Source organism: Mesorhizobium sp. M0074, from assembly GCF_040322975.1.
GTDB lineage: Bacteria > Pseudomonadota > Alphaproteobacteria > Rhizobiales > Rhizobiaceae > Mesorhizobium.
On the sequence record NZ_JAMYUM010000052.1, the window covers coordinates 1 to 12,662 of the forward strand.

5 protein-coding genes and 3 pseudogenes are annotated in these 12,662 nt (G+C 57.1%); 6 read left to right on the forward strand and 2 right to left on the reverse strand.

Annotated elements, in window-relative coordinates; translation table 11 throughout:
* Window positions 1-534, forward strand: a pseudogene (locus NKJ73_RS33485) (aminotransferase class III-fold pyridoxal phosphate-dependent enzyme); the annotation flags it as partial.
* A 699-nt stretch (window positions 535-1,233) separates the two neighbouring features.
* On the opposite strand, the gene NKJ73_RS33490 reads toward NKJ73_RS33485, so the two are convergent.
* Window positions 1,234-8,319, reverse strand: coding sequence for a non-ribosomal peptide synthetase/type I polyketide synthase (locus NKJ73_RS33490; RefSeq protein WP_352572612.1), 7,086 nt, complete (start codon window positions 8,317-8,319; stop codon window positions 1,234-1,236).
* Between the two features lie 341 nt (window positions 8,320-8,660).
* On the opposite strand from NKJ73_RS33490, the gene NKJ73_RS33495 reads away from it, so the two are divergent.
* From NKJ73_RS33495 to NKJ73_RS34445, 3 genes and pseudogenes are all read left to right on the forward strand, one after another.
* The gene (locus NKJ73_RS33495; protein ID WP_352572613.1) at window positions 8,661-9,350 is read left to right on the forward strand and encodes a 4'-phosphopantetheinyl transferase family protein; all 690 of its coding nucleotides are present in this window, start codon (window positions 8,661-8,663) and stop codon (window positions 9,348-9,350) included.
* Window positions 9,351-9,404: 54 nt separating this feature from the next.
* A pseudogene (locus NKJ73_RS33500) lies at window positions 9,405-9,815 on the forward strand (transposase); the annotation flags it as partial.
* A 349-nt stretch (window positions 9,816-10,164) separates the two neighbouring features.
* Complete coding sequence (locus tag NKJ73_RS34445) at window positions 10,165-10,374, forward strand: ATP-binding protein (RefSeq protein WP_502905425.1); 210 nt, start codon at window positions 10,165-10,167, stop codon at window positions 10,372-10,374.
* A 136-nt stretch (window positions 10,375-10,510) separates the two neighbouring features.
* On the opposite strand, the pseudogene NKJ73_RS33510 reads toward NKJ73_RS34445, so the two are convergent.
* Window positions 10,511-11,010: pseudogene (locus NKJ73_RS33510) on the reverse strand (transposase); the annotation flags it as partial.
* A 133-nt stretch (window positions 11,011-11,143) separates the two neighbouring features.
* On the opposite strand from NKJ73_RS33510, the gene NKJ73_RS33515 reads away from it, so the two are divergent.
* Together NKJ73_RS33515 and NKJ73_RS33520 are read left to right on the forward strand one after the other, a co-directional pair.
* Complete coding sequence (locus tag NKJ73_RS33515; protein ID WP_352572617.1) at window positions 11,144-11,320, forward strand: hypothetical protein; 177 nt, start codon at window positions 11,144-11,146, stop codon at window positions 11,318-11,320.
* Window positions 11,321-11,677: 357 nt separating this feature from the next.
* Complete coding sequence (locus tag NKJ73_RS33520; RefSeq protein ID WP_352572615.1) at window positions 11,678-12,574, forward strand: SDR family NAD(P)-dependent oxidoreductase; 897 nt, start codon at window positions 11,678-11,680, stop codon at window positions 12,572-12,574.
* The last annotated feature ends 88 nt before the right edge of the window (window positions 12,575-12,662 follow it).

A 12,662-nucleotide genomic window follows, 5' to 3' on the forward strand; every position in this document is an offset into this window, starting at 1 on the left:
AAAATATACCGGCCGCTCGAGCGTCATGGCCTTCACAAATGCGTTCCACGGCATGTCGCTCGGCTCCCTGGCGGTGTCGGGTTCGGCGTCAACCAGGGAACTGGGCGGCGTTGCTCGCCATGATGTGATCCGTGTCCCCTACGACGGCTACCCCACGCAAGCTTTCGATTCCGCTAGCTACATCGACTATGTTTTAGGCGACCCGGGGAGCGGCATAGAAAAGCCAGCCGCAATCATTCTGGAGACTATCCAGGCAGAAGGCGGCCTGAACACTGCATCTGCAGCATGGCTCACAGAAATTCAGCGCATTTGCCGTACGCACGGCGTCCTCTTGATCGTCGATGACATTCAGGCAGGTGCGGGACGAACGGGCGATTTTTCTCATTCGAGTTCGCGAAGATCGACCCCGACATTGTATGCCTTTCGAAGTCCCTAAGCGGTTCAGGCAGTCCGTTCTCCATCGTTCTGATCCGCCCCGACCTGGACATTTGGAATCCCGGAGAACATAGCGGCACCTTCAGAGGCAACAATTTCGAGGTCCTTCTTCGCGAATTATATGGCGGGGCTCAATCCGGGCACCGAGTTCTTCGCCAGCGCCAACAGAACCCATTTTCCCGTCCCATTGCCGTGCCTGATCACAGGCACCGAGAACCACCTGGACCTTCTGTGGCGTACGCCACCGGCGAGGCTTTCAATTACCCACATCGTGGGCGGGCCTATCGCCGCGTATGAATCTGCCGTGATTCTGTCTGTGGCGCCGAATCACGGAGGGGTCTCGGATGCGAGACAAGACCAGCAGCAGCGAAGCCGCTTGGCAGGAGGAAGAGCTTTCTACGGCGGCCCTTCCCGACAAGCGGTTTGGCCCGTCGGTTGCGACGGTTGCTGGATCAGATGTCAGCTGCGCCGGGCAAGCCAATCCCGGCGGCCTGCGGCGACTGGGCGGCGGCGAGGGCGTCCTACCGCTTCTTTGACAACCCGCGCGCCTGGCTCGCCGATATCCTGGCGCGCATCGCAGCCCAGCCAGTACAGGGGGATCGACGAACTCCCCCCTTGGAAGTGGCGCCGCGAGGGCCTCGACGCCGCGGCCGCCTGATATGCACATCGATGAAGTCTGCCGCGACGGTCCGGGCGACGTTGCCTTCACCGACTTCGGCATCGAGCAGTTGCAGGAACTCATCGCAATTCACTGCGATCAGCTACTCGACCATAACCCGGTGGGCTGCTGGGGCCATGTTAGTCGTTTCGATCGAGATAGTTAGCAAGTTTCTTGGCAAGGACGCTCACATGCGGCGGAGCGACCATCGTGTAATGGTCACCTGGAACCTCGTGAATTTCCAGGCGGCCCCGCGCGAACTGCTTCCACCCAAGATCGCCATCAGGTTGACTGGAGGACACGCGCAGGCCATTCTTGGCCGCAAAAAGAATGGCCCTGCTGTCGTTGGGCCGAGGCGTATAATCACGCAGCGCAATTCTATTGGCCTCGGCAATCGTCAGGATATGGTCGAGCTGTGTGTCGCTCATGTTTGGGACATGGCCAGCTTGCCTTCCGAAATCGAATAAGGCCATCACCTGACGCTCACGTTTCATGGATTTCAGCTTTCGCCAATGTTTTTTGAGCGCGGGAAAAAGGACGCTCATTATGATCGCTTGCTCGCTTAGCCAATCAGGAATGGGGCTGTTGCCGACCAGCTGATGATACCGGCCGCTTGCGACCTCTTCATGCTTGTGGAGCGCTTTAGCATCGAGCAGCGCAAGGATTGCTACCTCGTCACCAGCGTCGCGCAATTGACAGGCCATTTCCCAAGCAATGCTGCCGCCCATGGACAAGCCGGCGAGCTGGTAAGGGCCGCGTGGCTGAACGCTTTTGATGGCCTCAACATATTCCCGCGCCATCTCCGGAATGCTCAGGTGAGGCCTTGCCTCGCCGTTTAGACCGCGTGCCTGGAGACCGAAGAGTGGCTGCTTCGCGCCCAGTGCTTCAGCAAGAGGCGTATAGAAGAGCACATGCCCGCCAAAGGGGTGTGGGCAAAAAAGAGGCGCCCACGAACCGCCGGTTTGGATCGGCACCAATGCGCTCGGACGCGCGCGTCCGCGGGTCTTCGAGAGGACCATCGCGAGTTCTCTCGGTGTCTGCTGTTCCAACAGCCGAGAGACGGCCAATCTCTCTCCCGTGAGCTGCTCGATGCGATCGATAACGCTCAAGGCACTCAATGAATCGCCTCCAAGATCAAAAAAGCTGTCGGTCAGGGCAACGTCATCCAAACCCAAAATGTCCCGATAGACTTCCGCAATTTGGCGGTCCAAAGCTGCCCGGTCCAAAGCTGCCTGGTCTGACATCTCAACGACGGTCGGACTGCGCGCTTCTTCGTTGCCAGCCGGCCGAGCGACCGATAGCGCCGCAGTATCAGGTTGATCCAAATCGGCATTCTGTCCCGGCTCCTTGGCGGCGTCCGCATCGAGCCAATAATGCTTCCGGTCAAACGCATAAGGCGGGAGGGGGGTGCGCTGCGGGAGCTTCTGGTCATGCAGGCCCGACCAATCTATGCGAGCGCCGCAGGTCCAAAGCTTGCCCAGCATCTGCAACAGTCTCGCGTGATCGCCTTCTTCCCCATGATCGTCTCCTGGCATGGCTGGAAAGCCGATGGGGCTACGCAGGTCGCTCTTTGACTTGAACTGTTTGGAATGTCTGGTCAGGGCTGCGCCAGGCCCCATCTCAACGAATAAATGATCGCCCGATTGCATCAGGCGATCGAAAGCCAGATGAAACTGCACCGTCTCGCGCAGATTGCGGACCCAATAGCTGCCATCCGGCGGCACGTCCGCCTCAAGCCAGTCGCCGAGCACCGTCGACATGAAGGGTATTTGCGGCGCCTGCAACTCGACTTGTTCGGCATGAATCCTAAACTCCGGCAGGATTGGGTCGAGCATGGATGAATGCACGGCATGACTTGCATGTATTCGTTTGCTCGCAATGGATACAGCCTCCAATTGCTTTTGAAACGCCACGATCTCCGATGCGGCCCCCGAAACGACGCACCGACGCGGCCCGTTGATGGCCGCCAATGACAGGCGTTCATTCAAATATGGCTGGAGTTCTTGCGGCGACAGATGGACTGCAACAATCCCGCCGGCAGGCACATGCGACGTTAACTGCCCCCTTTTCAGTGTCAGTCGGATGGCATCGGGTAGCGAGATGATCCCTGCAATATGAGCGGCTGCATATTCTCCGATGCTGTGGCCGATCACAGCTGCAGGGTAAATGCCCCACGAGATGAAGAGCTTCGCCATTGCATATTGCGTGGCGAAGATGACGGGCTGCATGACGGCTTCCAACTGGGGCTCAAACTCGCCACCGGATTTGCCTTCCCTGTAGAGCCACGCGCGGAAATCAATATGTGCGAACTCGTTAAGCCACTTTGCGCATTCGTCGATGGCGCTGCGGAATACCGGCTCTTCTTCATATAGCTCCCGACCCATTCCAATCTGCTGCCCGCCCTGGCCGGAGAACATGAACACGATCCCGGGTTCACTGCTTGACACCTCTCGCATCGCGCTCGCCTGCAGCGCCGCCTGATCGAGTTGGTCGGCTATTTCCACGGGATCGGAGCACACGAAACTTGTGCGATATCTGAGAGCGGCTCGACCCTTCTGCAGCGTGTATGCGATATTTGCTGCTCTATGCTCAATATCGCTTCGGCGCATAAAGCCGGCCAGTTGCCGGAGCATTTCGGTCATTGCCGATCTGCTTGCCGCCGATACCGGAAAGACGTGCGGCCTACGACTGGCCTGCTTACCGGTTCGCGGCGGAGCCTCCTCGAGAATCGCGTGCGCGTTCGTGCCACCAATGCCAAATGAGCTAACCCCGCCGCGTCTTGGCGCATCACCTTTGGGCCAAGCGGTGCGGGTCTTGTTTACCCGTACCGGGCTCTCTTGAAAGTCGATATTTGGGTTGGGTGCATCGAAATGTAGACTAGCGGGAATGACGCCCTTGTTCAGCATTGTGGCGACCTTGATCAATCCCGTTACACCCGCTGCGGCGTCAAGATGGCCAATATTTGTTTTTACCGAGCCTATTGCGCAGAATTGTTTTCTTGCGGTCTGGGAACGGAAGGCCTTGCTCAGGCCGGAGATTTCGATGGGGTCTCCAAGATAGGTTCCCGTACCATGCGCCTCCACGTAGCCAATCGTATCCGCTGGGACGTCAGCATCGGTGAGGGCAGCTTGAATAACTGCAGCTTGTCCGTCGGCGCTGGGGGCGGTGAAGCCTACCTTGGCGGCGCCGTCATTGTTGATGGCGGTCCCCTTTATGACCGCCCAGATATAATCTCCGTCTCTACAGGCATCGCTCAACCGCTTGAGAACGACGAGCGCGGCTCCGCTGCCTCTCACCGTTCCTTGTGCTTTAGCATCGAACGCACGGCAGCGGCCGTCAGGGGATAAGATGTGGCCCTGTTGATGGAGATAGCCTTTTCCGTGCGGCAGAGAAATCGATGCACCGCCTGCCAGCGCCACGTCGCACTCATTGCTGCGCAGGCTCTGGCAAGCGAGGTGGACAGCAACTAGCGAAGTGGAGCAGGCCGTCTGAACTGAGACGCAGGGGCCGGTCAAGTTGAGCTTGTAGGCAATGCGCGTAGCCGTGAAATCGCAGCCATTGAGAATGCGAATCTGCATCTTCTCCGAATCCAGCAGGCTGCGGCCCGCTTCGCGGTCAGCGAGATAGTGGTTGGCCCCCACGCCGGCAAAGACACCGACACGGCCACCTTCTGTCTCGCGAGATCCGTATCCCGCATGGTCTAGCGCCTGATACGCCGTTTCCAGCAGGATTCGCTGTTGCGGGTCCGTCCACGCTGCTTCCTTAGGCGAGATGCTGAAAAACGCTGCGTCAAACAGATCAACTCCGCTGATAACGGCTTCGCGCCTTACATAATTAGGCTTGCCCAAAGTGCCGGGATCGATGCCCGCTTTTCGCAACGTCTGTTCATCCAGATCTGCGATGGACTCTATGCCATCGACCAGATTGCTCCAGAATTGATCGACATTCTCCGCCCCCGGGAACCTGCCCGCCATACCGATGATCGCAACAGCATTGCCATCCTGTTTGGGCTCGTTCCCGTTTCCCGCAAAGCCGATTGGGTTCTTTAAATCTTCAACGGGGTCAAGAGCAGCTGGAATGGCGTTCAAGTGCGCAGCGAGCGCTCTTATGGTGGTATGCTTGAAAAGATCCAGAATCTTGCAATCAATGCCCAAACGATCATGGATGCGCGCCTGAACCTGAACGATGGCCAAGGAATGTCCGCCAACATCGAAGAAATTGTCCTCAACGCTGACGGAGTCCAGCTTCAACACGTCCTTCCAGATCTCAGTCAGTTCCGTCTGCAGTCTGTCGGTCGGTAAAGCTGTGGGCTTTAACTTCGAGGCGACTCTCGGCTTGGGAAGAGAGCGCCGATCGATCTTGCCGCTGCGATTGGTCGGTAGCTGCGGGAGGAAGACAAACTGTGAGGGAATCATGTAGTTCGGCAGTGCGGCACTCAGAAAAGCCTGAAGTTCATCGGTATTCTCCGAAATCTCCCGTTGCGTCACCACATACGCTGTCAGGCTCGCATTTTCATCGGGACGGTCTGTCAGCGTGACGCAGCATGCCTTGACGTTTTCGTGCTCCATCAGGCACTGCTCGATTTCGGCAAGCTCGACCCGCATGCCGCGGATCTTGATCTGTCCGTCCTTCCGGCCTAGGAACTCAATCCTGCCATCTGACCGATACCGGGCCCGATCTCCAGTCCTATAGATCCTGGACTGCGGCTCATCATCAAACGGGTTTGGCTGGAAAAGCTCGCCCGTGAGTTTATCGCGATTGATGTAGCCGCGGGCTATGCCGACGCCCCCGATGTAAAGCTCACCGATTGCGCCGATCGGCGCCGGATTTCCGTAACGATCGAGAATGTAAACCTTGGTATTGATGGCAGGACGCCCGATTGGCGGCTTTCGCCCATCGGGTTTCACCTCGGTCCTTATGCTATAAACGGTCGTTTCGGTCGGGCCATAGGAATTGAAGACGCGGCGCTTCTCACCCCATCGTTCAACGAGGCTCGAAGGCAAAGGCTCACCACCTGACTTGACTATGGTGAGATCAGGAAGGTCCGTCGACGGCAAGGTGCTCCACGCTGTGGGGGTAAGACCGGCAGCGGTAATGCGCTCTCGGCGCATGAACTCGACAAGCTCTGCTCCAGGCAGCGACGCTGATAGGGGCGCCAGGCACAATCGCCCACCAGAAGATAAAGCCAACATGAAATCAAATAGAGATGCATCAAATCCGCAGGAAGCGAATTGCAATACCCGGCTATCCGACCCCACCTGATAAGTGCGTCTTAGATCCTCCGCCATGTTGCAGGCGCTGCGATGTTCAATCATCACGCCTTTCGGCTGACCCGTGGAACCAGACGTATAGATCACGTAAGCCAGATCGGAGGGACCGGCGGAGCAATGCGGAGGCGCGGCTTCATGCAGAGCAATCTCAGCGTGGTGCTTGTCGAGGAGAATCACCGCGCGTCCATTCGCATCTTCAATGTTAAGCGCTGAGAGGGTCTTCTCGAACGTCTGCTCTTTGAACTCCGTTCTGCTGATGACCGCAGTGGCGTCAGCGTCCTGCATCATGAAGCGCAGGCGCCGGGCTGGCAGTTGCGGATCGAGAGGAAGATAGACGCCCCCCGCCTTCAAGACTGCTAGAAAGCCAACAATGAGATCGCACGACCGCTCAACGAGAACGCCGACCACGTTTCCATGGCTGACACCTCTTGAAATCAGATGACGGGCAAGCCTGTTTGCCCTTTGCTCAAGGCCAGCGTAGCTGAGCGACTCCAAGGGGCAGCTGACAGCGATATTGTCTGGGTAAGTGGCGGCCTGTGATTCGATCAGATTGTGCAGGCAATAGTCGGACGGAAAAGGTGCCGCTGTCTCGTTCCAACCGTGCAGAATCTGATGCTCTTCTTCTGGGCTGAGAAGATTATAACTGCCTATCTCTCGCCCTGGCGCATCTGCAATCGCCTCAAGCAGCAAACAATAGTGCTTCGCCAGCCGCTCGATGCTGCTGCGATCCCACAAATCCGCATTATATACGGTGTTAAGGCGGACGCTGTCTTTGCCGGCGAGGATACGAAAATCAAGATCGATCCAGACATCGATCTCGCAAAGTCGGATTTGTGCAGGCAAGCCGGACAGGTCGACGTCGCATGGGGTGAAGCCAAGAGAACTCACCGCCTCCGGAGTGAAGTTGAAGACTGCTTGCGCGAGCGGATTGCGATCAGGTGCGGGAGGGAGCTTGAGCTTCTCCAACAGTAGGGGAAGAGGGAAATACTCGTGACTGCGCGCGCATCGCATCACATGACGGACCTGCTGCAAATGGTCGAGGAAAGTGGGATTTCCGGAAAGATCCTGACGTAACGCTGCCAAGGTCACAAAGTACCCGAAGGTTCCTGAGAAATTTCCTGCCGGACGACCGAGGCGTGGGACATAGAGGGTGATGTCGTCCTGCTCGCCATAACGATGCAGCAGGACGTAATATGCAGCAAGCAGGACGGTGGCCAGCGTTACCTTTTGTTTGTGTGCCAGTTGCTCCAAGCGCGCGATCAGCGGCATCTCAAAATCCAGCGAGACAACTGACCCGGTGTGCGTGGCAAGCGCTTCTCGTGGTCTGTCGGCCGGAAGGGCGAGGTCAGGTTCGTGATCAACAAACTGGCTGCGCCAGTAGGCCCACATCCCTTCTCCATCGTCACCGGCAAGGAGTCGATCTTGCCAGGCAACGAAGTCTCTATAAGGAGCTGCCGTCGTCAGACCCGGCATGTCCGTATCGCCGCAGCACGCCTGGTAGAGCCTTCCGAACTCGTGCAGGAATGTACGAATGCTGTAGCCGTCGGATATGATGTGATGGAAGTTGAGAAGGAGAACCTCTTCCGTGGCACTGATGAACAGGTGAGCGCGAAACACCGGCCCATGTTCCAGATCGAAAGGCGAGCGGGCCTCTGCCGCGATAGATTGATGTAACTCCACCTCTTCGACTCCTGGCAGCCGAACGACATGAAAGCTTAGACAGGCTGTCCGATAAATGCGTTGAACGACGTGCTCGCCCTCTTGGTGGAAGGTCGTGCGCAGCATTTCATGGCGGTCGATCAATGATTGGAGCGCGCGCCGCAAGGCATCAATGTCGAACGGTGCCTTAATGCGCAGTTCGACTGGCAGGTTGTATTCGCTACCCGTGGGTCTTCTTTGATGATGTAGCCAGAGACCCAATTGGCCATGCGAGAGCGGATGCGTGATCGAATCCATTGCTTTCCCCAACAACTTCCTATTGTGCGGAGAACGATACCGGTTTTTTTCGAAAACAATATTAACGTTTTGATAAATATTGCAATAAAAGTTCTAAGAATACAAATGAGATATTGCATTGTTAAGAAATTAAAGGAGACAATATGAGAAATATGTTTTAATGAACGCCAATTATCCCAATATATATTTACCCATCGTGGTCCGGGTCGTGTATAATCTCCCGCACATCAGTGACGACCCGCCCCATTGACGGCGCTGTGGAGGCGCAAATAGAGGAAGGCACTTTACCATCGCGCTGATCAGGCAAGGATATGTGGTGGGCGAGCCATAGGCGGTGACGCATGCGATCGCAGCGCGGTACAATCGATGTTTGGGTTTTCCAGCATTCACGGCTGATGACCCCAATGTTATACATGCGTGAAGTTCTAAGCCAAACTGAGCGGGAAAGAGCAGAAAAAATCCGTCCCTCAAATCTGCGGCTTTCATATCTTCAAGCAAAGTTTGCTTTTCGGACCATCCTTGCTGCGCACTTGCATGTTCCGGCGCGAGAACTCCAGATCACTGCTTCGCGCTTCGGCAAGCCTCGATTGCCGGCGAGCGATATTGAGGTGAGCCAGTCTCACAGCCAGGATTGGTCCGCCGTCGCCGTGTCAGCCATGGGCTTGATCGGGATAGATATTGAGCGTTGGCGCCCCTTGGCAAATTGCCGCCAATTGGCCCGCCACATTATGACTGACCAAGAAGTCAGGATTTTCGAAGGCGTTTCGCGCCAGCCTGCGAGAAAATTCCTAGAGCTGTGGACCAGAAAAGAGGCTATACTGAAATGCGCAGGTCATGGTCTCGGGCAAGACCCGCGAACGTTTCACGCGGGCTGGGATGAGCAGACCGTGCAATTTGGTGGCCTGCCTTATTATCTTAATGCGCTCCCAATCCGCAGGCAGTTAGTAGGGCATATAGCGTCGCATTTTCCCCAACAGATCATCATGCGCACCTTGCCATCGCAATTGGACGGCCAACCACAGCCAGCTTAAAAAATTCATGGGGGGTTGGCCGATGTGGTGCAAGCCGTGGAAATGACGTAGGATTTGGTAGCTTACGCCGATCCGCGCCATTTCCCGGAGAGCACACCCGTCAAGAATGATCCTACGCTGCCGCTGACCGGTTTGTCATTGTTCGCGGAAAGTCGTCGCGCGTTTCGACGGCGGCATGCTGTCGTCCAACAATGGGGTTCTCCTCTGGCCGAGGAGGAAAAGCGCCTGCGGGTGGCTGACCGTCTGGCGCGCTGGATCGATATCCGCGCTGCCCGCATCCATAGCGTGACGGACATGATCGGCTTCCGCATGAAGATGGTTGCCGCCGGTTATGAGGATGGCAACGACGCCAAGCGGCTGCGTTCCGATCCGATCTTCAAGATGGCCCAGGACGCGCTGCCTTCGGGTCGGGATCTGGCCTCCCAGTCGACGATGTGCCGGCTGGAGAACCTGCGCGGGGTGCGGGAAACTGGGCACCTTCACGCGATAGGTCTTGTCTGAATTCACTGGCCCGGCGATTTGCGAGGAGGTGATGATGACGAGGAGCCTGAGCGCGGGCCTTCGCGGCGCGTGATAGCGGCCATTGACGACGGGGTTCGGCGCGGAGGCGGCGCGTCGCTTCCGGATCGGGATTTCGACGGCCGGGAGTTGGTATCGTCCTTCATTGCCTCATCGAGGACGCGCTGGACATCACGCTTGCCGAGATCGGCGAGCGCCTTGCTGCCGAGCGCGGCGTGCGGGTAGCACTGTCCACGGTCTGGCTATCCTCGACCGTCGCGGCTGGACGGTCAAAAACGTATGGTCCGCCCGTCGGTTGATTTCTGATCGCGGCAGGTCTGCATCAACGTATACGCCGTGTTGGCTGATTGCCATCGCCAAGCCAAATCCCCGTGCAACGTGGCACGACGTCATCGGCAATCCCACCCTCGGTGATGCGATACTGGATCGCCTCGTTCACAACGCTCACCGCCTTCAACTCACCGGAGAGCATGCGAAAACACAGCCCTCGCGCCCACGCTCTTGACGAAGCCACAAACACCTGAATCAATGAACAGGTCGGTCGAAGCGGCCACTTATGATCGCGTGAAATCCCTGCTCACGATCAAATGAAAGAGCGCTCACCATCGTGTGGAATGCCTGCTCACGATCAGCGAAATGCGCAGCCTGGGTTTGCCACCTGTTGTGTGTTGTCCGGGCACCCCCCAGCCATGCGCCGAGATCACGGGCTCTTGCGAAGGTCGTGCCGTCCCCTACAGCGGCCACGAGAGCGGTGGCATTGAGAACACCGATACCGGGGATCGACGTCAGGCGCCGAGCGGCTGCATCGTTGCGGGCCAGTTCGACGAACTCCCGATCCAAAGCTTCAATACGGCAGTCGAGATCAAGCATTCCTCCGCATCTCCGCGAGCAGGCGGCGGATGCGGCCGGTCATGAAGTCCGGATCGGCGAGCAATACCTCCACAGCCTGCTCGAGCTTGCGGCACCCCTGTGCGATAGTCATGCCGCGCTCCAGCAGAATGGCACGCAACTGGTTTGGTCAGCGTCGCGCCCCCACCAGCCTTGAACGAACCCGATGCAGCGACTGGATGTCCAGCTGCTCCGCCGTCTTCAGCTCGACAAATCGCATCGTCGGACGTGTCGCGGCTTCGGCGATGGCCTCTATAGCCGATCCGACCCCGGCTCGCGCTTGAGCCTACGTCTGAGCATGATCTGTGCCATGGCGCCGAGGTGAAGCAATCGTCGGATATATATCTATTGCCCATATTCGAGATCCGGCCCGGGAGCACGCGGTAATGATCGATCTCGCTCCACAGGACGTCGCCCTTGCCGATGCCGCGACGGATACGCCCGGGAAAGAGGATCTTCTCGCCGCGCAAGCGGCGGGCTGGAATGCAGGGATTGAAGACGGGTCGAACTTGATCAGCCACAATGCCTCGAAGGTAACGATTTGCTCGATTTACATATCGTGAAACAATTTCATCAGGTTTGTAGCAATAAAGTCTGAATAAATAATTTCTTTGTAACAATTTGTACGGCGTTTCGCTATTAGACTGGGTTATTCCAATATATAATGACAAATCACCTTAAATCCAGGAAAGGAGTTACAATGTCAGGCGTGCGCCCAGATCGCCACGATTCAAAGCAGCTTCAGCCAGGAAAATACCGTCAGCTCAGACCAGCCGGCGGTCTAAACCAACTGCAGGGCCTGCAGTCGTACCGCCTGAGATCATGGCTCCCGAATAAACTGACATGTGACCCGCCGAGAGAGCTCGCGCAAGGGACCTCAAATTCGAGCCCGAGGGGCTGTCGTGAAAGGCGGGACTCAGATGCAGACTGCTCGCAAATTCGGTGTTGCGATGTTTATGCCTGGTGCGCCACAGCCGTTTGCGCGTCCCGATTCCCATCAAATGTCTGAAGCGAAAGAAGACACCATGGCCAAAGTAGCAATTGTGACAGGATCGGCAACGGGTATGGGCGCGACCTGTGCCATCGACCTCGCTACGCGGGGCTGGAACGTCACGATAAATTATAGCCGAAGCAAGAAGGAAGCCGACGAGACTTATGGCAAAGTCAAAGCGCAAGGTGTTGAAGCCATCGTTGTGCAAGCCGACGTGGGGCAGGATGCAGACTGCCGCAAATTGGCTGCCGAGACCCTGAGCGAATGGGGGCGCATCGACGGCCTAATCAATAACGCTGCCACCACAAAGTTCCAAAAAGCCGGCGACCTCGAAGACGTCACACCGGAGGACTTCGACCGCATATTTCGCGTGAACACCACAGGCGCTTTCATGATGAGCCGTGCTGTGTTTCCGGCCATGAGAAAACAATGGGAGGAAAGCAAAGAACGCGGCGCGATCGTGAATGTGTCTAGCAGTGCCACTCTTACCGGCAAAGGTAGCTCACTGCCCTATGTGCTGTCTAAGGGTGCGCTAAATACTCTTACCCCCATGCTTGCACGCTGGCTGAGCCCTGCCGTTCGGGTGAATACCATTTCTCCCGGCCTCATCCAGACCCGTTGGATGCCGAATGTCGTCGGCGAAGGTGAATATAATAAGATGAAACAAGACGAGGAACAACGAACGCTTCTACGTCAGGCGGGCACCCCGGAACAAATGTCCGAGGCTGCACTGTTCTTTCTGATGGAGGCGTCAAACATTACGGGTCAGATCACTGTTGTCGATGCCGGCAGCCATCTTGGACTGCTGCCGAGGCCTTGGAGCTAGAGTTAGCAGGCTTCTCTGATTGGGGTCGTTGAGGTCAAGCTCCTCCTGATATTTTTCCGGACCATGTCGCCCCGCGGGTCACTCGCTT

Bases quoted from the DNA above. Each gene is read 5' to 3' on its own strand.
- NKJ73_RS33490 (WP_352572612.1), bottom strand. From the start codon at position 8,319: ATGGATTCGATCACGCATCCGCTCTCGCATGGCCAATTGGGTCTCTGG.
- NKJ73_RS33495 (WP_352572613.1), top strand. From the start codon at position 8,661: ATGCGATCGCAGCGCGGTACAATCGATGTTTGGGTTTTCCAGCATTCA.
- NKJ73_RS33515 (WP_352572617.1), top strand. From the start codon at position 11,144: ATGATCGATCTCGCTCCACAGGACGTCGCCCTTGCCGATGCCGCGACG.
- NKJ73_RS33520 (WP_352572615.1), top strand. From the start codon at position 11,678: ATGCAGACTGCTCGCAAATTCGGTGTTGCGATGTTTATGCCTGGTGCG.